Origin of the sequence: Aeromonas sp. R7-4 (genome assembly GCF_040908055.1) — a bacterium.
Lineage (GTDB): Bacteria > Pseudomonadota > Gammaproteobacteria > Enterobacterales > Aeromonadaceae > Aeromonas > Aeromonas sanarellii.
Genome location: NZ_JBFODA010000016.1, coordinates 43,211 through 64,701 on the forward strand (window position 1 = coordinate 43,211; position 21,491 = coordinate 64,701).

Sequence of the window (21,491 nt, forward strand, 5' to 3'; positions counted from 1 at the left end):
TCGAGCCAGTGGTTCGACCGCCCTGGGGCCTAGCAATAGCCAATGACAAAGGTAAAAACAGGGAAGGCTGAACAAGGCGGGGATGGGGGAGCGGGGCTTACCGCCCTGAGCGGCAATGGTGGCGAAGGCTGGGCCAGCCAACAAGGGCCGACATGAACGGGAGGTCGCCCCTCCCGTCCTGACGTCAGCTTGCGAGCAGCTCGCGGGCGTTGGCCAGGGTGTTGTCGGTGATCTGATCCCCCCCCAGCAGGCGGGCCAGCTCGTTGAGACGGGCGTCTGGGGTGAGCGCCTGCATCTGGGTTTCCGTGGTCTTTCCGTCGGTGTGTTTGCTCACCACCATGTGCTGGTGGCCCTTGCCTGCCACCTGGGGCAGGTGGGTGACCACCATGACCTGGGTGGACTCGCCGAGCTGGCGCAAGAGGCGCCCCACCACGGCGGCGGTCGGGCCGCTGATCCCCACGTCCACCTCGTCGAAGATCAGGGTCGGTGTCGAAATTTTGCGGGCGCTGATGACCACGATGGCGAGGCTGATCCGCGACAGCTCGCCACCGGAGGCGACCTTGCCGAGTGGCTGAATAGGCTGGCCCGGATTGGTGGTGACCATGAATTCCACCCGATCGATGCCGAGGGGGGACAGGCTGCTCTGGGCATCGGGGCGCACCTCGATGGCGAAGCGGCCGTCGGGCATCGCCAGCTCGTGCATGCTGGCGGTGACCTTGGCGCCCAGCTCCTGCGCATAGCGCTGGCGGCTCTGGCTCAGCGCCTCGGCGGCCTGTACGAAGGCCTCACGGGCCGCGGCCAGTTCGTCTTCCATCCCCCCGAGACGCTCCTCGTCCGAGTTGAGACGGGTGAGCTCCAGGGCCAGATCCTGGTGGTGGTGGGCCAGCTCGGCCGGTTTGACATGGTGCTTGCGGGCGAGGGAGATGGCCTTTGAGAGGCGCGCCTCCAGCTCGTTGAAGCGCTCGGGGTCGAGCTCCAGGTTGTCGAGGTAGCTGCGCAGCTCGCTGTGGCTCTCCTGCACCCCGATCAGCGCCTCGTTCAACATGCCGAGCACATTGCCAAGCCGGCTGTCCATGCCCACCAGGGTCTCGGCCCTGTCCACGGCGTTCTGCAGCAGGCCGGCGATGGTGGTCTCCTCGTTGTCATAGAGCAGATCCAGGCAGGCGCCACACTCCTGCATCAGCTCGGTGCCGTTGGCGAGCCGCTGGTGCTCCTCTTCTATCTCTTCGAATTCCCCGGGTTGCAGGGCGAACTCGTCGAGCTCCTGCACCTGGTATTCGATGAGTTGGCGGCGGGCCTCCCGCTGCTGCTGCTCGGCCTTGAGCCGGTTGAGCTCGTTCTGCAGCTGGCGCCACTGCTGGTAGTGCCGGCGCACGTCGTCGAGCAGCAGGTGGTGGCCGGCGTAACCGTCCAGCAGGGCGAGCTGGTAGTCGGGCTTGAGCAGCAGCTGGTGGGCATGCTGGCCGTGGACGTTGACCAGCAGCTGGCCCAGGTTCTTGAGCTGCGCCAGGGGAACGGGCACGCCGTTGATGTAGCTGCGCGATCGCCCCTCGGCGGAGAGCACCCGCCGCACGATGCACTCCCCTTCGTTCTCCAGCTCGTTGGTGGCGAGCCAGGCGCGGGCGGCGGGGTTGCCCTCCAGCAGGAAACGGGCGCTGACCTCGGTCTTGTCGCTGCCGGGACGCACCATGCCGGCCTCGGCCCGCTCCCCCAGACACAGGCCCAGGGCGTCGATGGCGATGGATTTGCCCGCCCCCGTCTCGCCGGTGATGCAGGTCATGCCCGGTTGCAGATCGAGTTCGAGAAACTTGACGATGGCGAAGTTGTTGACGGTCAGCTGGGTCAGCATGGTCTCATCCTGTATGGGTCAACATTACTGTGTATGCATCCAGTATATACTGGTTTTCCATACAGTAAAGATGTCGCCGCAGGACGGAATGCAAAACGGCCCGCGTCAGGGCCGTGTTGTGAGTGAGATGGCGCGCAGGGGGGCGTCAGAACAGCTTGCTGCCCCAGCCGAGCTTGTTGCGCAGCACGTGGAAGTAGCTGTAGTCCAGCGGATGGACCAGGTGCAGCTTGTGGCTGCTTTTCCTGATGAGGATCTCGTCCCCCGGATGCACCGCCAGGGTCACCTGGCCGTCACAGCTCACCTGCATGGCGTCGTCCTGGTTGTCGGGGGATACCAGCAGTCGCACCTCGCTGTCCGCGTCCAGCACTATGGGGCGGCTGCTCAGGGTGTGCGGGAACATGGGCACCAGCGTGATGGCGTTGAGCTTGGGGGTAAGGATGGCGCCACCCGCCGACAGGGAGTAGGCGGTGGAGCCGGTCGGGGTGGCGACTATGATGCCGTCCGAGCGCTGGCTGTACATGAAGCTGCCGTCGATGTAGACCTCGAACTCGATCATGTGGGCGATCTTGCCCGGGTGCAGCACCGCCTCGTTCACCGCGAGGTTGCTGGACTTGCGCTCCCCGTGGCGATAGACAGAGGCCTCCAGCAGGAAGCGGTGCTCGCTCTTGAAGTGACCTGAGAGCACCTGCTCCAGGGGCAGCAGGTAATCCTGGGGCGAGAGATCGGTGAGGAAGCCGAGGTTGCCCCGGTTCACCCCGATCACCGCCACGTCGAAGCGCGACAGCACCCGGGCGGCCCCCAGCATGTTGCCGTCGCCGCCGACCACGATGGCGAGGTCCGCCTGCTCGCCGAGCTGCACCAGATCCATCACGTTGTCACCCAGCAACCCCAGGGTCTGGGCGACCCGGCTCTCCAGCAGGACGCGAAAACCGCGGCTGGTCAGATATTGATAGAGGCCGCGGAGGGTCTGGTTGGCCCCCTCGTGGTGGGGTTTGCCGATGAGTGCAACGGTTTTGAACGGAGAATCCATAGGTTACCGGGTCTGGGAGAGTCTTGGTGGGGAGTATACCGCGCTTTGCCGGGGATTTGTCTGCCGCCATGCGAGTTGGCGCATTCGGCCCCGAAAAGGGGCAATCTGGCCGGCCGGCGGGGGGCATTGTGTCCGATATGCCCTTTTCCCCTTGAAAGCCGGGGCGGCGTCCCCATAATAGCGCCAGCACAAGGGTCCGTTGGTGAGTGTCGCTTGCCTGAACGCCAGCTGCCCCTCATAAGTAACCCCTGAATATTGGAGATGTCATGAGCCACGAAGAACAAAAGGTTGAAGCGATGGAGCAATTGGAAGCCCAGCCAGTCGAGCCGACCGATGTAGACAGTGAAGTGACAGCCGAGCAGGCCCGCATTGCCGAGCTGGAGGCCCAACTGGAAGCGGCCCAGCAGGCCTCCCTGGAAGAGCGCGAGCGCGCCATTCGCGCCGTCGCCGAGATGGAGAACCTGCGTCGCCGTGCCGCTCAGGACGTGGAGAAAGCCCACAAGTTTGCGCTGGAGAAGTTCGCTGCCGAGCTGCTGCCGGTGCTGGACAACCTGGAGCGCGCCATCGAGCTGGCCGACAAGGAGAACGACACCCTCAAGCCCATGATCGAGGGGGTGGAGCTGACCCTGAAATCCATGCAGAGCGGCGTGGCCAAGTTTGGTCTGGTGGCCCTGGATCCCACCAACCAGCCGTTCGACCCCAATGCCCACCAGGCCATGAGCATGGTGCCGAGTGCCGACGTGGCGCCGAACACCGTCATCGCCGTGATGCAGAAGGGCTACGAGCTCAACGGCCGCGTCATCCGCCCGGCCATGGTGATGGTGTCCAAGTCCGCTGACTGATCACCCTGTTCTCACCAAGCCCGCCGCTTGGCGGGCTTTTTGTTGACCATGGCGCCACCCGGGTATTTGTGGCGTCATCTGGCAGGCATTCTTGGCTCCATGGGCCGGAGTGCAGGGTTTTTTCAGGGCCGGACTTGAAGCGCCGACTTGAGACCCCATATAGGTTGCAAGGCCACGGCGGCACAAAAAATTTGATGCCGGGAGCTTGAAAGCCACAGTGGCAGGCCCCACCTAGCCGTTAACGTATCAAGGCGAGCCCCTCGCCAGTTTATTCAAAGTATTTGGAGATTCGTCAAATGGGTAAAATCATCGGTATTGACCTGGGTACTACCAACTCCTGCGTCGCTATTCTGGATGGCGACCATGCTCGCGTGATCGAGAACGCGGAAGGCGACCGTACTACTCCGTCCATCATTGCCTATGCCGATGACGGCGAAATCCTGGTTGGTCAGCCGGCCAAGCGTCAAGCCATCACCAACCCGAAGAACACCCTGTTCGCCATCAAGCGTCTGATCGGCCGTCGTTTCGAGGATGACGAAGTACAGCGCGATCTGGAGATCATGCCGTACACCATCGCCAAGGCCGACAACGGTGACGCCTGGGTCGAGGTGAAGGGCAAGAAGATGGCACCGCCGCAGATCTCTGCCGAAGTGCTGAAGAAGATGAAGAAGACCGCCGAGGACTACCTGGGCGAGCCGGTGACCGAAGCCGTCATCACTGTACCGGCCTACTTCAACGACGCCCAGCGTCAGGCCACCAAGGACGCCGGTCGCATCGCCGGTCTGGACGTCAAGCGCATCATCAACGAACCGACTGCCGCGGCCTTCGCCTACGGCGTGAACAAGGTCAAGGGCGAGCGCAAGGTTGCCGTGTATGACCTGGGCGGCGGTACCTTCGACATCTCCATCATCGAGATCGACGAAGTGGAAGGCGAGACCACCTTCGAGGTGCTGGCCACCAACGGTAACACCCACCTGGGTGGTGAAGACTTCGACAACCGCGTCATCAACTACCTGGTGGAAGAGTTCAAGCGCGAGCAGGGCATCGACCTGCGCAAGGATCAGCTGGCCCTGCAGCGCCTGAAAGACGCCGCCGAGAAGGCGAAGATCGAGCTCTCTTCCGCCCAGCAGACCGACGTGAACCTGCCGTACATCACCGCAGATGCCACAGGTCCGAAGCACATGAACATCAAGGTGACCCGCGCCAAGCTGGAATCCCTGGTGGAAGACATGGTCAAGAACTCCCTGGAGCCGGTCCGTGTCGCCCTGAAAGACTCCGGTCTGGCGGTCGGCGAGATCGACGACGTCATCCTGGTGGGCGGTCAGACCCGTATGCCGATGGTGCAGAAGGCCGTTGCCGACTTCTTCGGCAAGGAGCCGCGCAAGGACGTGAACCCGGACGAAGCCGTGGCCATGGGGGCCGCCATCCAGGGTGCCGTGCTGTCCGGTGACAAGACCGACGTACTGCTGCTGGACGTGACCCCGCTCTCCTTGGGGATCGAGACCATGGGCAGCGTGATGACCGCGCTCATCGAGAAGAACACCACCATCCCGACCAAGAAGTCCCAGGTGTTCTCCACCGCTGAAGACAACCAGTCTGCCGTGACCATTCACGTGCTGCAGGGTGAGCGCAAGCGCGCCAGCGACAACAAGTCTCTGGGCCAGTTCAACCTGGAAGGCATCCGCCCGGCACCGCGCGGTCTGCCGCAGATCGAAGTGACCTTCGACATCGACGCCAACGGCATCCTGCACGTCTCCGCGAAAGACAAGGAGACCAACAAGGAGCAGAAGATCACCATCCAGGCCTCTTCCGGTCTGTCCGATGAGGAGATCGAACGCATGGTGCGCGAAGCCGAAGCCAACGCGGCCGAGGACAAGAAGTTCGAAGAGCTGGTGCAGGCCCGCAACCAGGCTGACGGTCTGGTCCACTCCGTGCGCAAGCAGATCGCCGAAGCCGGTGAAGCCCTGCCTGCGGACGACAAGAGCAAGATCGAGACCGCGCTGAGCGAGCTGGAAGCCGCCATCAAGGGCGACGACAAGGCCGCCATCGAAGCCAAGCAGCAGGCGCTGCTGGAAGCGTCCCAGAAGCTGATGGAAATTGCCCAGCAGCAGGCTCAGGCACAGGGCGCCGCCGGTGCTGATGCCCAGTCCTCCTCTTCTGCCAAGGCTGACGACGACGTGGTCGACGCCGAGTTCGAAGAAGTGAAAGACGACAAGAAGTAAGCCCGACCCGGATGGGCGAAGCAGGCTTCGCCCATCGGCTCAGAATCTGTTCACGGTCTGTCGCGAGAGGCCGTCAGCAAGGTAAAAAGCAGCGCAAGAACCGGAGTGTGTGTGAATACATGAGTACTCTTGGTTACAAACAAGCGAGCTGCACATGAGCCTTGATCACGGCTTCGTAGTAAGAGTGTGAGCAGATTCGTCAATGAATTTACGGGCGTTGGGTGACCAACGCCCGTCTGCGTAACTGCTGATATAGCAACAGGATGAGTATGTCGAAGCGCGATTTCTACGAAGTGCTCGGGGTGTCGAAAGGTGCCGACGAGCGCGAGATCAAGAAGGCGTACAAGCGTCTGGCCATGAAGTATCACCCGGATCGCAACCAGGGTGATGCCGCGGCCGAAGAGAAGTTCAAAGAGGTCAAGGAGGCCTATGAGGTCCTGACCGACGAGAACCTGCGTGCCCGCTACGACCAGTACGGTCATGCCGGGGTGGATCCGAGCCAGGGCGGCGGTCACGGCGGCTTCGGCGGTGGTGCCGACTTCGGCGACATCTTCGGCGACGTGTTTGGCGACATCTTCGGTGGTCGCGGGGGCGGTCGTCGCGGCCCGGCCCGTGGCTCCGACCTTCGCTACAACATGGAGCTGACCCTGGAAGAAGCGGTGCGCGGGGTCTCCAAGGAGATCAAGATCCCGACCCAGGTTCACTGCGAAGTCTGCAACGGCTCAGGTGCCCACACCGGCAGCAGTGCCCAGACCTGCCCCACCTGCCACGGCTCCGGCCAGGTGCAGATGCGCCAGGGCTTCTTCGCGGTGCAGCAACCCTGCCCGCATTGCCACGGTCGCGGCAAGATCATCAAGGATCCGTGCCGCAAGTGCCACGGCGAGGGGCGCTACCAGAAGACCAAGACCCTGTCGGTCAAGATCCCGGCCGGGGTCGACACCGGGGATCGCATCCGTCTCTCCGGCGAAGGGGAAGCGGGGGAGGCCGGTGCACCGGCCGGGGATCTCTACGTACAGGTCCACGTGCGCGAGCACGAGATCTTCGTGCGTGACGGCAACGATCTCTACTGCGAGGTGCCCATCAGCTTCACCACGGCGGCGCTCGGCGGCGAGATCGAAGTGCCGACCCTGGATGGCCGGGTCAAGCTCAAGGTGACCGCCGAGACCCAGACCGGCAAGCTGTTCCGCCTGCGGGGCAAGGGCGTCAAGTCCGTGCGCTCCGGTCAGGTGGGGGATCTGATGTGCAAGGTGGTGATCGAGACCCCGGTCAAGCTGACCGAGACCCAGAAAGATCTGCTGCGCCAGCTGGACGACTCCTTCAGCGGCGCCGCCGCCAAGACCCACAAGCCGAAATCCGAAGGCTTCTTCGAAGGGGTGAAACGCTTCTTCGACGACCTGACCAAGTAAGCGCGATCCGCGTGATCAAAGCCGGCCTTCAGTGCCGGCTTTCTTTTTGCCCGTGATCCGGTCCGGATCCGCCCTATTGAGTGGATCCCGATGAGGGATCTTCCTCACAACTTCCGCTCGTTCTTCCTGCGCAAATGCTATCCCGCTCACACTCTGGCTGAAACGGTTTAGCTTGTGTATTGAGTCAGCTAAAGCGGTTTAGCTATGCTCAGCCCGTCGATAACAACAGTGCCCGACCGGGCGACAGATGACAGGTGAGGACGATGACGATGTTCAAGAGCAAGTTGGCGCTGGCGGTGGCGCTGGGATTGGGGATGAGCGGCCCGTTGTGGGCGGCGGACGGTGGTATCGAGGCCCGTCTGGCGGCGCTGGAGGCGCGGGTGCAGGCCGCCGAGGCGCGCGCCACCGCGGCGGAAGCGCGGGCCGATGAGGCCCAGAGCAAGGCGAGCGAAGCCCACGAGACCGCCGCCGTGGCCAAGGCCCAGAGCGAGAAGGTGGACAAGCAGACCGCCGGCGCCCAGGGCTTCGAGTTCCACGGCTATGCTCGCTCCGGCCTGCTGGTCAACGGCAATGGCAACGGTGGCCGCGGCGGCCCCTACATCACCCCGGCCGGCTCGGTGGGCGGGGCCGTGGGTCGGCTTGGCAACGAGGATGACACCTACATGGAGGCCAACCTGCTCAAGACCCAGACCTTCGACGACGGCAGCTGGGCCCGCTACAAGCTGATGCTGGCGGACGGGGTGGAGACCAGCAACGACTGGACCGCCAGCGATTCCAGCCTCAATACCCGCCAGGTGTTTGCCGAGATCGGCGATCTGGCGAGCTTCAGCGGCCCCTTCCAGCACTCGGTGCTCTGGGCGGGCAAGCGCTTCGATCGGGACAACTTCGACATCCACTGGCTCGACTCGGACGTGGTCTTCCTCGCCGGGACCGGCGGCGGCGTCTACGACGTGCAGCTGGCCGACAGCTGGAAGGCGAACTTCTCCCTCTACGGGCGCGACTACGGTGACATCAGCGCGAGCGGCCTCTCCGACATCGAGAGCTACATCCTCACCATGAACAACCGCGTCGGCAACTGGCAGTGGATGTTGAACGGCCTCTCCGCCAAGGACAACGAGGCGCGCATCAACGACGGCGGCGTCGGCAGCGAGGCGGCGAACAAGGGGGCCCACACCCTGGTGGCCTACCACGCCGACAGCTTCTTCGGCATCAACCCCGGCTTCTCCAAGGCGGCCGTGCTCTATGGCCACGGCCTGGGGGCCGAGCTCAAGGGGCTGGGTTCCGACAGCGAGCTGCTGCCGGACGCCGATGCGGTGCGGGTCGCCCTCTTTGGCGCCACCGATCTTGCACCCCGCTGGCGTGTCGCCCCGGCCCTGCTGGCGGAGCAGAGCCAGGATCGCTACGTGAAGGGGGACGAGTACAGCTGGGTGACCCTCAATGGCCGGCTGGCCCAGGTGCTGAGCCAGAACGTGGAGCTGGTCTACGAGGCGACCTGGCAGTACATGGATCTCGATCCCAAGGGCTACAAGGGCCGCCAGGCGGTGAGCGGCGACTTCACCAAGCTCACCTTCGCCCCCACCTTCAAGGCGCAGACCGCCGGCTTCTTCGAGCGGCCGGAGCTTCGCGTGTTCGCCACCTGGATGGACTGGTCCTCCGAGCTCGACAACTACGCCAGCTCCGATGCCATGGGCCAGAGCGACTTCACCGCCGGCGGCGAGTGGAACTTCGGCGTGCAGATGGAAACCTGGTTCTAGTTCGTTATCCCGATCACAAAAATGGCAGCCGGTGCCGGGATCTGTTGGTTAGCTAAAACGGTTTAGCTGATAATGCGGACCAAGAGATCAGGGCCCGGCTCTGGCAAATCCTGTGCAGCAGTGGAGTAGCAAGGTGACGAATCGTGTGTGGGTAATGGGGGATGCGGTGGTGGACTTGATCCCGGAAGGGAAGGTGCACTACCTCAAGTGTCCGGGGGGCGCACCGGCCAACGTGGCGGTCGGGGTGGCGCGGCTCGGCGGGGAGTCGGCCTTCATCGGCCGGGTCGGCGCCGATCCCTTCGGCCGCTTTATGGCTGACACCCTGGCAAGCGAAGGAGTCGACATCCGCCATCTGACCCTGGATCCGGCCCATCGCACCAGCACGGTGCTGGTGGAACTGGATGACGAGGGGGAGCGCAGCTTCACCTTCATGGTGCGCCCGAGCGCCGATCAGTTCCTGAGCCCCGCCGATCTGCCGGTCTTCCAGGCTGGACAGTGGCTGCTGACCTGCTCCATTGCGCTCGCCAACGAGCCGGTGCGCAGCAGCTGCCTGCAAGCCATGACGACCATCAAGGCGGCCGGGGGACGGGTCTGTTTCGACCCCAATCTGAGGCCCGAGGTGTGGGGCAACCCCGCCGAGATGCTGCCCGTGGTGCGCGAGGCCATGGCCCTCGCGGACGTGGTCAAGCTCTCGGTGGAGGAGCTGCAACTGCTGAGCGGTCTGGACGATCTGGCCGCCGGGCTCGCCACCATAGCGGGGCCGGCCCTGGTGCTGGTGACCCGGGGGGCGGCTGGCGTGGTGGCCCGCCTCGGCGGCGAGCGGCTGGAGTGGGTGGGGCCCAAAGTGACCCCGCTCGACACCACGGGGGCGGGGGATGCCTTCGTCGCGGGGCTGCTGGCGGCGCTGGCAGGGCGTTCGTCGCTGCCCAGTCTGGCCGAGCTGCCCGCCATCCTGGCCCAGGCCCACGGCTGCGGGGCGCTCGCCACCACCGCCAAGGGGGCCATGACGGCACTGCCCACCCGCACCCGGCTGGATGAATTTTTGCGATCGGGCGCAAGCGGCCGTTGATCTGCGGCTAGAAGCCAGGACCGACAGCCCCTACTCTCATGTGACAAGGGCCCGCCGACGGCGGGTCATAAGAGGAAGATTATGAATATCAGTGCGATAGCCAAGGATCTGGTGCCCCTGCTCGGGGGCAGTGAGAACATCGTCAGCGCCGCCCACTGCGCCACCCGGCTGCGGCTGGTGCTGGCGGACGACAGCAAGGTGAACAAGGCCGCCATCGACAAGCTGGACGGGGTCAAGGGGTGCTTCAGCAACGCGGGCCAGATCCAGGTGATCTTCGGCACCGGCCTGGTCAACAAGGTCTATGCGGAGTTCGTGGCGCTGACCGGCACAGGTACCGCCAGCAAGGCGGAGCTGACCGACATGGCGACGGCCAAGCTCAACGTGGCCCAGCGCCTGGCGCGGACCCTCTCCAACATCTTCGTGCCCATCATTCCGGCCATAGTCGCGTCCGGCCTGCTGATGGGGTTGCTCGGCATGGTGCGCACCTATGGCTGGGTCAATGCCGACAGCGCCCTGTTCGTCATGCTGGACATGTTCAGCTCGGCGGCCTTCATCATACTGCCGATCCTGATCGGGTTCACGGCGGCGCGGGAATTTGGCGGCAACCCCTATCTGGGGGCGACCCTCGGGGGCATTCTGACCCACCCGGCCCTGACCAACGCCTGGGGCGTGGCGGGGGGCTTCAAGACCATGGACTTCTTCGGGCTGGACGTGGCCATGATCGGCTACCAGGGCACCGTCTTCCCGGTGCTGCTGGCGGTCTGGTTCATGTCCCACCTGGAGAAACAGCTGCGCAGGCGCATCCCGGACGCCCTGGATCTCATCCTCACCCCCTTCCTCACCGTCATCCTCACCGGCTTCGTGGCGCTGCTCTTCATCGGCCCCGCCGGTCGCGTGCTGGGGGACGGCATCTCGTTCGGCCTGAGCGCTCTCTATGAGCAGGCGGGCTGGCTGGCGGGCCTGGTGTTCGGCGGGACGTATTCGCTCATCGTCATCACCGGCATCCACCACAGCTTCCACGCCATCGAGGCGGGCCTGCTCACCAACCCGGCCATCGGCGTCAACTTCCTGCTGCCCATCTGGGCCATGGCCAACGTGGCCCAGGGCGGGGCCTGTCTCGCGGTCTACTTCAAGACCCGGGACGTGAAGATCAAGGCCATCACCGTGCCGGCGGCCATGTCCTGCCTGCTCGGCATCACCGAGGCGGCCATCTTCGGGGTCAACCTGCGCTACATCAAGCCCTTCCTGGCCGGTCTGTTCGGCGGTGCCTGCGGCGGTGCCTACGTGGTGGCGGCCAAGGTGGGCATGACGGCGGTGGGCCTGACCGGCATCCCGGGCATGGCCATCGTCCAGCCCATGAGCCTCATCCACTACGTCGTCGGGCTGGTGATCGCCTTTGGCGCCGCCTTCGTCGCCTCCTACCTGCTCAAGTACAAGGTGGAGTGATGAAGGAAAGCCATCTCCTCAACCAGGTTGTCCGGTCCCTGCTGGCCGGACAGCTCAAGGCGGCGGCCGATCCCCATCGACCCCGCTGGCACCTGGCAGCCCCGGTGGGGCTGCTCAACGATCCCAACGGCGTCATCGAGCACGACGGGCGCTACCACCTCTTCTACCAGTGGAACCCGCTCGGCTGCGAGCACCGCAACAAGGGCTGGGGCCACGTCACCTCGACCGATCTGCTGCACTGGCGGCACGAGCCGGTGGCGCTCCTGCCCACCGAGCCCTATGAGAGCCACGGCTGCTATTCGGGTTCGGCGGTGAGCGACGAGCAGGGGCGTCTGACCCTCATCTACACCGGCAACGTCAAATACCCGGACGGCGGTCGCACCGCCTACCAGTGTCTGGCCCGTGTCGACGGTGAGGGCGGCTTTGCCAAGCTGGGGCCCGTGCTGGACCTGCCCCAAGGCTACAGCGGCCATGTGCGCGACCCCAAGGTGTGGCACGACGGCCGGCAGTGGCTGATGGTGCTGGGGGCCCGCACCCTGGACAATCGGGGCGAGGTGCTGCTCTATCGCGGTGACGCGCTGGATGCCTGGACGCTGGTGGGCCCCATCGCCGGCAGCGGGCGCGGGGGGCTGGGGGAGTTTGGCTATATGTGGGAGTGTCCGGACCTGTTTGCGCTTGGTGAGCGCCATGTGCTGATCAGCTGCCCCCAGGGCATAGCCCCCCGGGGGGAGGATTATCGCAACCTCTACCAGTGCGGCTGGCTGGCGGGAGACTTCGACGGAACGCACTTCGAGCACGGGGCCTTCCACGAGCTGGACCGAGGCTTCGAGTTCTATGCGCCCCAGACCACCCAGGACAGCCAGGGGCGGCGCCTGCTGTTCGGCTGGCTGGGCTTGCCGGAGGAGAACGAGATGAGCCAGCCCACCATTCCCTATGGCTGGATCCATCAGATGAGCTGCCCGCGGGAGCTGTTCTGGCAGGACGACTGGCTCTGCCAGCGGCCGGTGGCGGAGATTTCGGCCCTCAAGGGGGCGCTGACCCGTTTCGAGGGGGGCGAGCTGCCTGCCCTGGCCATCGACAGCGCCTGGCTGGACCTGGCCCCGAGCGGTGAGGGTCGCCTCGGGTTCGGGACCGTGGCAGAGCTGGTGTGGCAGTCGGGGCGCATCGTGCTGCGTCGCCAGAACTGGCAGAGCGGGGAGTGGGAGGAGCGATCCTGCCCCTGGCTTGGGGGGAGTATCACCGTCTTGTGCGATCGCTCCAGCCTGGAGTGCTTCGTCGACGGCGGTCGCCAGACCCTGTCTACCCGCTACTTCCCCGGTGAAAACCCAGTACTTTCCGCACGTTGTGACGGTGATGACAGCAAAATTTGCCTCTATCACTGGCCGCTGGCGGCCTGCCTTGTACAATAGCCCGGTGTCAGTTTGCCGGGAGGTCAGGTGGAGAAGAAGAAACGGATCACGATTGCCCAGATAGCCACGCTCGCGGGGGTCTCCAAGGCCACCGCCAGCCTGGTGCTCAACGGCAAGAGTGCGGAATACCGCATCGCCGACGATACCCGCAAGCGAATACAGGCGGTGGCGGACGAGTGCCACTACCAGCCGAGCATCCATGCCCGCTCCCTGCGGGCGGTGCGCAGCTACACCTGGGGACTGGTGATCCCCGACCTCACCAACTTCGGCTTCGCCAGCATCGCCCGGGCCCTGGAGGCCCGCTGCCGGGAGGCGGGGATCCAGCTGCTCATCGCCTGCTCCGAGGACGATCCCACCCTGGAGCAGCGGGTGGTGGACAACCTCATCAGCCGCCAGGTGGACGGTCTCATCGTCGCCTCCAGCGGTCACAGCGACGACACCTATGCCCGAATTCACGACCGCCTGCCGGTGGTGCAGCTCGACCGCCACATCGGCGAGTCGCGCCTGCCCATGGTGATCTCGGACGCCTGCAAGGCCACCGCCGAGCTGGTGCAGGACATGACCCAGGATTGCGGGGAGGAGATCTACTACTTCGGCGGCCTGCTGGATCTCTCCCCCAGCCGTCACCGGCTGGCGGGTTATGAGCTCGGCCTGCACCGGGCCGGTCTCGTGGCCGAGGCAAATCGGGTGCGCCACCGGGACTATCAGCCGAGCTCCGGCTATCAGCTGATGGCCGAGCTGGTGGCCGAACTGGGGACGCCCCCCAGGGGCCTCTTCACCGCCTCCTTCACTCTGCTGGAGGGGGTGCTGCGCTACCTCAACGAGGCGGGCCTGATGGAGACGGGCATGCGCCTGTGCACCTTCGACGATCACGACCTGCTCGACTGCATCCCCATGCGTATCGACTCCGTGGCCCAGGACTGTCCGGCCCTGGCCCTCGCCGCCTTCGAGCTGATGCAGACGCTGATCGCGGGCTCCCCCCCCACGAAAACCGCCCAGGTGATCAACCCGCGCATCCGCTGGCGCAGCCGCCGCTAGTCATCCAGAGGTACTGCGCCCAGCAAAAAGCCCCGCCGATCCGGCGGGGCTTTTTGCTGGGCGCCATGGCCCGAGCGGGCCGGGAGTCTCAATCCGTGGTGCTGGCGCGCCAGAAGATCTGCTTGATGCGGGGATGCTCCCCCAGCTGCTTCATCAGAGCGTCGAGCTCGTCACCGTCGATGGAGGTGGCGAGCAGCACCGCCGAGATCTCCAGATCCTGCTCCCCAAACGGCTCGATGTCGAGCTCGCTCAGGGGGTAGTTGGCCTGCTCCAGCATCTGCTCCAGCCAGGGCAGCACCTCCTTCTGGTGGGTGCGGCGGATGAGGGCCGTGACGCGGTAGGTCACCTCGGTGTCGGTATTGTCCACCGGGTGGCGGTTGATCTGGTTGACCAGGGGGCGTAGCAGGGTGTTGGCCGCCAGCACGAAGAGGGCGCCGAGCACGGCCTCCAGGGCGAACCCGGCGCCGCTGGCGGCCCCCACTGCCGCCACGCCCCACAGGGTGGCGGCGGTGTTGATGCCGCGGATGTTGCCCGATTCGCGCATGATGACGCCGGCCCCGAGAAAGCCGATGCCGGAGACGATGTAGGCCACCACGTGGACCACGCCGTAGCTGCCGCCGTGCAGGTCGTAGATGCGCTGGGCCAGGTTGACGAACAGGGCCGCCCCCACGGCCACCAGCACGTTGGTGCGAAGGCCGGCGGTGCGCTGGCGGTACTGACGCTCCAGGCCGACCAGGCTGCCCAGCACGAAGGCGAGCAGCAGGCTGGCGAGGGTGTCGAGCAGGGCGATGAAATCGAGTTGTTGCCACATTCTCATGGGTGACTCCTTCTGACGGGGCCGACCCGGTGTCCCGGGGCGAGATGTCCATGGGGACATCGAAGGAACGCGGTCGGCGCGGGGTGAATGAAAACGCGCCCTCCCGCGTCTGGCCGGGAAGGCGCGGGAGGGGAGTGCCGGGCCCGTTAGAGCCGCCGGCCCGGGCCTTGCGCCGGCAAGGGCGCGCGGGGGGCGGGCGCCGGGTCCGGGTGTAGCTCCCAGCGCACCGGGTGATCGGCCCCGACCAGGTGGACGAACTGCACCAGGTAGCGGCGCTGGGGCGGCGTGCAGCAGAGGCTCAGCACCAGCACGCGACCTTCGCCGCTACCGGGTGTCATGGCCTGCCTGGGGTGCAGGCCGGCCGGCTGCAGGGTGCGGCTCACCCCGACCAGCACCCGCTCCATGTCGGCCCTGTCCTCGCAGCGGATATGCAGCCGATAGTGATGCCGGCGCCTCTGGCGGCACCACAGGCGCGGCCAGAGGCCAAGACCCAGCCTGCGCAGCAGGGAGAGGGTGTCACCGGCCAGCCGGTTATGTGAAGTCAAGCGCATAGTAGCCTCCTTTCGGGAAGCAGAAACTATGCAGGCAAGGTGTCGGCCTTGGGCCGGTCACCTGACGTCAAGTGTAAAAAGAAGGGGGGAAGATCCGCTTCTCGCTGGGGTGGCGAGTCGCGGCAGGGAGTGACCTGCGGCTAGCTCGCGACCGGGGTGCCGACGAACGGAGTCGGCGTGCATCTGTCACTTGATGAGTTGCCCACTGATGGTCTCCGCTATGGGTAAAGAGGCGACATGGTAGCCGATGCGGCGGCCGGGGTAAACCCTGGGACTCTGACAGCAACATATTGAAACAAAATGGGGTTTTACCACGAGGGAGCCATAGCTCCCTCGTTTTCATCGTCCGGTCTGGGCTATTTCATGCCCATGCGCCTCAGGATCATGGCGGCGGGGCAGAAGCCGGTGAACGCACTCTGTATCAGGTTGACCCCGACAAAGACGCTCAGCCAGACGAAGCCCGGGTGGACCCAGGCAGTGAGCAGCAGCGACAGCAGCAAGATGCAGCCTGCGACCACTCTGACTCCGTTATCGACTGTCATGTGTCTCTCCTTTTTTTGATTGTTTAGTAGTTGCTAATTTAGTGTTTATTTATACAATAGACTAAATATCAGCAATTGCTAATTTATGCTTATGAGCCCATTCGACGAGATGTACAGACACGCGACGGCGGCCGCCTCCCTGCTCAAGGCGTTGGCTCATCCCGAACGCCTGATGGTGCTCTGCCAGCTGGTGGAGGGGGAGAAGGGGGTCGGGGAGCTGTTGGCCCACAGCCAGCTCGGGCAGTCGGCCTTCTCCCAGCAATTGTCGGTATTGAAGCGCCATGGCCTTATCCGTTCGCGCAAGGTCTCCCAGCAGATCTACTACTCGCTGGTGAGCGAGGCCGCCGCCGATGTGCTGGCGGCGCTGCAAACCCATTTTTGTCACTCTGAAAATAAGGAATCTTGATGATGGAAAGCCAATGGCTGCTCTCTTTGGGCGGCGGCATGCTGGCGGGGCTGTCGGCCCTGATCCTGATGTTGTTCAACGGCCGGGTGGCCGGGATCAGCGGCATTCTGGCCGGTGCCTTGCAACACCGGGCGCCGTGGCGGGTGCTGTTTCTGCTGGGGCTCGGGGCGGGCGCCTGGCTGGCGCTGACCCTGGGTTGGGCCAGCATGCCCGCATTTACCACCCTGCCCGGTTGGCCGCTGGTGCTGCTGGCCGGCCTGCTGGTGGGCGTCGGCACCCGCCTTGGCAACGGCTGCACCAGCGGTCACGGCATCTGCGGCATGGGGCGGCTCTCCCTGCGCTCCATCGCGGCCACCCTCACCTTTATGGCGGCTGGCTTTATCACCGTCTTCGTCACTCATCATCTGCTGTAAGGGGTTGATCGTCATGGCATTGCTGACAAGTTTGCTCGCAGGTCTGCTGTTTGGCCTGGGGATGGCCATCTCCGGCATGGTGGATCCCGCACGGGTCACCGGTTTTCTCGATCTGGCAGGGGCCTGGGATCCCAGCCTCGCCTTCGTCATGGGGGGCGCCCTGCTGGTCTTTATGCCGGGTTATTTTCTGCTGGTGAAACCGCGCAGTCAGAGCCTGCTGGGGGAGCCCATCGCCGTCGTACCGGCCCCCAGGCTGGATCGCCGCCTGATCGGCGGGGCTGTGCTGTTTGGCATCGGCTGGGGGCTGGTGGGCATCTGCCCGGGGCCAGCCTTGAGTCTCATTTCTAGCGGGCAGCCCATGATAATGTTGTTTATAGCAGCCATGGTGGCCGGGATCTTGCTGGTCGACCGGGTGCTGGTTCCCGCACGGAGCAAGGCTCACCAGCCCCATACCGCCTGATCCCGTGAAGTGACTGATGACGCCAGGGAAGGAGAGTGATGATGGAAAACATCCGGTTGCTGGGGATCACCTTGCTGGTGATGACATCGCAGGCCATGACATCCACCCAAGCCCTGGCCGCAGAAGGGGATCCGGTGGCCCCGCTGACTGTGGCGCCACAGCCGGTGACCGACTGGCTGACACTCGATGGCACAGTCACTGCCATCCATCAGGGGACGGTGGCGGCCCAGACCAGCGGCCGGGTCTCCCGTATGCTGGTGGATGTGAACGATGAGGTCGTCGCCGGGCAACCGCTGCTGGAGATCAGCGGCAAGGAGCAGTTTGCCGCCGTCACGGGAGCCGAGGCGCGACTGGCCCGGGCACAGGCCCAGCAGGTGGAGGCCGAGCGCCAGCTTGCCCGTTTTCAGGCGCTGATCGCCAAAGGGGTGATCACCCGTGCCCAGCTCGACAATGCCCAGGCGACCGATAGCGCCGCCCGCGCGGAGGTGAATGCGGCCGACGCTGCCCTCACCCAGGCCCGCGAGGCCTACGGTTATACCCGCATTCTCGCCCCCTACGCCGGGGTGGTGACCAAGCGGTTGGTGGAGCTGGGGGAGACGGTGGCCCCCGGTACCCCGCTGCTCTCCGGCTTCTCCCTTGACGAATTGCGGGTGGAGGTGGAGTTGCCCCAATCCACCCTGACGCTGGCTCGTGAGCCTGCGGATGTGCAGGTGCTGCTGCCGGATGGCAACACCGTTACCCCCCTCAAACTGACCCGCTTCAACTATGCCGACAGCCAGAGCCACGCCTTCAGGCTGCGCCTCGACCTGCCGCCGCACACCGCCGGGGTATTGCCCGGCATGTGGCTCAAGGTGCAGCTCAAACAGGGTGAGCGTCAGGTGTTGCAGGTGCCGGATCGCGCCCTGCTGCGGCAAGGGGAGTTCAACGGCGTCTATCTGCAGCAGCCCGCTGGCTGGGCCCTGACGCCGGTGCGGGTTGGCCACTGCGTCGAGGGGCAGTGCGAGATCCTGGCCGGGCTGCAAGCCGGTGACAAGCTGGCCCCCGATGCCTGGGCGCAGCAGCAGGCGGTGGCTCATGAGTAGCGAGCTGAACGGCAACAAGGGGAGGCTGGGGCCAGCGGGCCGACTGGCTGCGCTGTTTCAGGGCTCGGCCATCACCCCGCTGCTGGCGCTGGTGGGGCTGCTGCTCGGCTTGTTTGCGGTACTGGTGACCCCCAAGGAGGAGGAGCCGCAGATCGATGTCACCTTCGCCGATGTCTACATCCCCTTCCCGGGTGCCAGCCCGACGGAGGTAGAGTCCCTCGTTACCACCCCGGCCGAGCAGGTGGTCTCCCAGATAAAGGGAATTGATACCCTCTACTCCTTCTCCCAACCCGATGGCGCCCTGCTGGTGGTGGTGTTCAAGGTGGGGGTGAGCCGCGAACAGGCCATCGTCGATCTCAACAACCAGCTCGATTCCCACCGCGACTGGTTGCCAGAGGGGATTGGAATCGGCCAGCCACTGGTCAAACCCCGGGGGATCGACGACGTGCCCATCGTCAGTCTGACGCTCTGGAGCAAGCAACTGGGCGCCCCCGAGCTGACCCGGGTCGCCCATGAGCTGGAGACCGAGCTCAAGCGTATTCCCGGTACTCGCGATATTTACAGTCTGGGCAGCCAGAGCGCGGTACTGCGGGTGATGCCGGATCCGGCGGCACTCAGCGCCCACGGCATCAGCTGGGGCGAGCTGAGTCAGCGACTGGCTGCCGCCAATCGGGTGGGCCCGACACAGGCCACCTGGCAGAACAACAGTGAGATCAAGGTGCAGGTGGGGCAGTTCCTGCAAAGCGAGCAGCAGGCCCGCGAGCTGGTGGTGGGGCTGCAGGGCGGCAAGCCGATTTACCTCGGTGATGTGGCTAGTGTGTCGCTCGGGGAGGAGACCCCGGTGCAGCGCAGCTGGATGGGGCAGGGGGATCACAGCTATCCGGCGGTGACGCTGGCCATCGGCAAGCAGCCGGGCCAGAACGCGGTCGATGTGGCCAAACGGGTAGAGGCGCGGGTCGAGAGTTTGCAGAACCGGCTTATCCCGGCTGGGGTCGAGGTGACGGTGACCCGGGACTACGGCGTCACCGCCGAGACCAAATCCAACACGCTGATCGGTAAGTTGATTTTTGCCACCACGGCGGTAGTGCTGCTGGTGCTGGTGAGCATGGGCTGGCGCGAGGCGCTGGTGGTGGGGGTGGCTATCGTCATCACCCTGGCACTGACCCTGTTTGCGAGCTGGGCCTGGGGTTTTACCCTCAACCGGGTGTCGCTGTTTGCGTTGATCTTCTCCATCGGCATTCTGGTGGATGACGCCATAGTCGTGGTGGAGAACATCCACCGTCATCGCGGTTTGGGCAAGGGGGCGCTCAAGGATCTTATTCCGGGGGCGGTGGACGAGGTGGGCGGGCCGACCATACTGGCGACCCTGACCGTGATCGCGGCCCTGCTGCCGATGGCCTTTGTCAGTGGCCTGATGGGCCCCTACATGAGCCCCATCCCCATCAATGCCAGCATGGGGATGCTTATCTCCCTGCTGGTGGCCTTTATCTTCTCCCCCTGGCTGGCTGGCCATTTGCTCAAGAGCGAGGCACATGTCGTCCACGGTGAGGCCAGGGCCGGACTCTTCCAGCGGCTGATGACCCCTTTCCTGATCGGTGACGGCGCCAAGCGCGCCAGACGCAAGCTCTGGCTGGCCATCCTGCTGCTGGTGGCGGGTGCCGCCGCCATGCCCATGGTGCAGTGGGTGGTACTCAAGATGCTCCCCTTTGACAACAAGTCGGAATTCCAGCTGGTGCTCGACATGCCGGAGGGGGCGACCCTGGAGCAGACCGAGCGCACCCTGCTGGCGGTCGGGCGGGAGCTTGCCAAGGTGTCCGAGGTGAAGGATTACCAGATCTATGCCGGCACCGCGGCCCCCATCAACTTCAATGGCCTGGTGCGCCACTACTTTATCCGCAGCGGCGCCAACCTGGGGGATATTCAGGTCAATCTGGTGGACAAGCATGAACGGGATCGCAGCAGCCACCAGATTGCCCAGTCGGTGCGGGCCCCCTTGCAGGCTATCGCCAGTGCGGCAGGGGGCAACCTCAAGGTAGTGGAGGTGCCGCCCGGCCCGCCGGTCTGGTCCCCCATAGTCGCGGAAGTGTATGGCCCGACACCGGCCGCCCGTGAAGCGGCGGCGCGCGCCGTACAGGCCCGCTTCGTGGCCACGGCGGATCTGGTGGACGTGGATATCTATCTGACCGACCCCCAGTCCAAGTGGCGGCTGGTGGTGGATCGCAGCAAGGCGGCTTTGCTCGGGGTCGATCTCGGGGATCTGGTGAGCACCCTCCATGGCGGGGTGGGTTATCAGGATGCCAGCTGGCTGCAGGGGCACGGCGCCAAGTATCCGGTGCCGATCCGCATCGAACTGGCTCCCGGTGACAAACGGGAGCTGGCGGGCGTACTGGCCCTCAAGGTGCGCAGCCCGAGCGGGCAGCTCATCCGGGTATCAGAGCTGGTGAGTCGCCGTGATGAGGTGGCACCCAGCTATATCATGCACAAGAACATGCAGCCCATGGTGATGGTGGTGGCCGACATGGGCGGCCACACCGACAGCCCGCTCTACGGCATGTTTGCCGCCGGTGCCGATATCGACCTGCCCCAATATTACGTGCAGCAGCCTGACAAGCTGGGGGAGGTGGCGCTGTTGTGGGACGGGGAGTGGAAGGTAACCTACGAGACCTTCCGCGATATGGGCATCGCCTACGGGGTGGGGATGATCCTCATCTACCTGCTGGTGGTGGCCCAGTTCCGCTCCTATCTGGTGCCGCTCATCATCATGGCTCCCATTCCGCTCACCCTCATCGGGGTGATGCCGGGCCACGCCCTGCTGGGGGCCCAGTTTACCGCCACCTCGATGATAGGGATGATAGCCCTGGCCGGGATCATCGTACGCAACAGCATCCTGCTGGTGGACTTTATCGAGCAGCAGAGAGGCGCTGGCATGCCGTTTGAGCAGGCGGTGATCGAAGCGGCGCAGGTACGGGCCAAACCCATCATGCTGACGGCGCTGGCGGCGATGATCGGAGCCCTGTTCATCCTCGATGATCCCATCTTCAACGGGCTGGCCATCAGCCTGATTTTCGGGATCCTGGTCTCCACCTTGCTCACCCTGGTGGTGATACCCTTGCTCTATTATGCCCTGCTCTCCCGACGCTGATGACGGGAGTCAC

18 protein-coding genes are annotated in these 21,491 nt (G+C 64.9%); 13 read left to right on the plus strand and 5 right to left on the minus strand.

Annotated elements, in window-relative coordinates:
- Nucleotides 1-184 precede the first annotated feature (184 nt).
- Entirely contained in the window at nt 185-1,849 is a 1,665-nt protein-coding gene (gene recN, locus AB5Y72_RS02995; RefSeq protein ID WP_325783404.1) for a DNA repair protein RecN, read from the minus strand.
- A 145-nt stretch (nt 1,850-1,994) separates the two neighbouring features.
- A complete protein-coding gene (gene nadK / locus AB5Y72_RS03000) occupies nt 1,995-2,879 on the minus strand; it encodes an NAD(+) kinase (RefSeq protein ID WP_042075132.1) in 885 nt (294 codons plus the stop codon).
- Nucleotides 2,880-3,145: 266 nt separating this feature from the next.
- On the opposite strand from nadK, the gene grpE reads away from it, so the two are divergent.
- From grpE to AB5Y72_RS03040, 8 genes are all read left to right on the plus strand, one after another.
- On the plus strand, nt 3,146-3,721 hold the full coding sequence (gene grpE / locus AB5Y72_RS03005) for a nucleotide exchange factor GrpE (RefSeq protein ID WP_042075133.1): 576 nt from the start codon (nt 3,146-3,148) through the stop codon (nt 3,719-3,721).
- A gap of 296 nt (nt 3,722-4,017) precedes the next feature.
- Nucleotides 4,018-5,943 (plus strand): molecular chaperone DnaK, encoded by a 1,926-nt coding sequence (dnaK, locus tag AB5Y72_RS03010; RefSeq protein WP_209794558.1) that lies wholly within the window; start codon nt 4,018-4,020, stop codon nt 5,941-5,943.
- Nucleotides 5,944-6,212: 269 nt separating this feature from the next.
- Nucleotides 6,213-7,349 carry a molecular chaperone DnaJ gene (gene dnaJ / locus AB5Y72_RS03015; RefSeq protein WP_209794559.1) on the plus strand — a complete coding sequence of 379 codons (1,137 nt, stop codon included), beginning with the start codon at nt 6,213-6,215 and terminating at the stop codon, nt 7,347-7,349.
- A 263-nt stretch (nt 7,350-7,612) separates the two neighbouring features.
- Nucleotides 7,613-9,103 carry a carbohydrate porin gene (locus AB5Y72_RS03020; RefSeq protein WP_325783405.1) on the plus strand — a complete coding sequence of 497 codons (1,491 nt, stop codon included), beginning with the start codon at nt 7,613-7,615 and terminating at the stop codon, nt 9,101-9,103.
- A gap of 154 nt (nt 9,104-9,257) precedes the next feature.
- Nucleotides 9,258-10,172 (plus strand): aminoimidazole riboside kinase, encoded by a 915-nt coding sequence (locus tag AB5Y72_RS03025; protein ID WP_325783434.1) that lies wholly within the window; start codon nt 9,258-9,260, stop codon nt 10,170-10,172.
- An 81-nt stretch (nt 10,173-10,253) separates the two neighbouring features.
- Nucleotides 10,254-11,618, plus strand: a complete 1,365-nt coding sequence (locus tag AB5Y72_RS03030) for a sucrose-specific PTS transporter subunit IIBC (protein ID WP_209794562.1) — start codon at nt 10,254-10,256, stop codon at nt 11,616-11,618.
- Nucleotides 11,618-13,027 carry a sucrose-6-phosphate hydrolase gene (locus tag AB5Y72_RS03035; RefSeq protein ID WP_325783406.1) on the plus strand — a complete coding sequence of 470 codons (1,410 nt, stop codon included), beginning with the start codon at nt 11,618-11,620 and terminating at the stop codon, nt 13,025-13,027. Before AB5Y72_RS03030 ends, AB5Y72_RS03035 begins: the two co-directional genes overlap by 1 nt.
- A gap of 27 nt (nt 13,028-13,054) precedes the next feature.
- Nucleotides 13,055-14,065, plus strand: coding sequence for a LacI family DNA-binding transcriptional regulator (locus AB5Y72_RS03040; RefSeq protein ID WP_325783407.1), 1,011 nt, complete (start codon nt 13,055-13,057; stop codon nt 14,063-14,065).
- A gap of 88 nt (nt 14,066-14,153) precedes the next feature.
- Here the strand turns inward: AB5Y72_RS03040 and AB5Y72_RS03045 are convergent, their stop codons facing one another.
- From AB5Y72_RS03045 to AB5Y72_RS03055, 3 genes are all read right to left on the minus strand, one after another.
- On the minus strand, nt 14,154-14,882 hold the full coding sequence (locus tag AB5Y72_RS03045) for an MgtC/SapB family protein (RefSeq protein WP_325783408.1): 729 nt from the start codon (nt 14,880-14,882) through the stop codon (nt 14,154-14,156).
- Between the two features lie 146 nt (nt 14,883-15,028).
- Nucleotides 15,029-15,433 (minus strand): hypothetical protein, encoded by a 405-nt coding sequence (locus AB5Y72_RS03050; protein WP_325783409.1) that lies wholly within the window; start codon nt 15,431-15,433, stop codon nt 15,029-15,031.
- A gap of 356 nt (nt 15,434-15,789) precedes the next feature.
- Complete coding sequence (locus AB5Y72_RS03055; RefSeq protein ID WP_042076094.1) at nt 15,790-15,975, minus strand: DUF2892 domain-containing protein; 186 nt, start codon at nt 15,973-15,975, stop codon at nt 15,790-15,792.
- A gap of 91 nt (nt 15,976-16,066) precedes the next feature.
- Between AB5Y72_RS03055 and AB5Y72_RS03060 the strand changes: the two genes are divergently transcribed.
- Genes AB5Y72_RS03060 through AB5Y72_RS03080 form a run of 5 tightly spaced genes read left to right on the plus strand, consistent with a single transcriptional unit; the run spans nt 16,067 to nt 21,478 of the window.
- The gene (locus AB5Y72_RS03060; RefSeq protein WP_042076102.1) at nt 16,067-16,381 is read left to right on the plus strand and encodes a helix-turn-helix transcriptional regulator; all 315 of its coding nucleotides are present in this window, start codon (nt 16,067-16,069) and stop codon (nt 16,379-16,381) included.
- Nucleotides 16,381-16,794, plus strand: coding sequence for a YeeE/YedE thiosulfate transporter family protein (locus AB5Y72_RS03065; RefSeq protein WP_325783410.1), 414 nt, complete (start codon nt 16,381-16,383; stop codon nt 16,792-16,794). The genes AB5Y72_RS03060 and AB5Y72_RS03065 overlap by 1 nt, the downstream gene beginning before the upstream one ends.
- 13 nt (nt 16,795-16,807) lie before the next feature.
- The gene (locus AB5Y72_RS03070) at nt 16,808-17,254 is read left to right on the plus strand and encodes a YeeE/YedE family protein (RefSeq protein ID WP_325783411.1); all 447 of its coding nucleotides are present in this window, start codon (nt 16,808-16,810) and stop codon (nt 17,252-17,254) included.
- Nucleotides 17,255-17,295: 41 nt separating this feature from the next.
- Nucleotides 17,296-18,336 (plus strand): efflux RND transporter periplasmic adaptor subunit, encoded by a 1,041-nt coding sequence (locus tag AB5Y72_RS03075; RefSeq protein ID WP_325783435.1) that lies wholly within the window; start codon nt 17,296-17,298, stop codon nt 18,334-18,336.
- On the plus strand, nt 18,329-21,478 hold the full coding sequence (locus tag AB5Y72_RS03080; protein ID WP_325783412.1) for an efflux RND transporter permease subunit: 3,150 nt from the start codon (nt 18,329-18,331) through the stop codon (nt 21,476-21,478). Before AB5Y72_RS03075 ends, AB5Y72_RS03080 begins: the two co-directional genes overlap by 8 nt.
- The last annotated feature ends 13 nt before the right edge of the window (nt 21,479-21,491 follow it).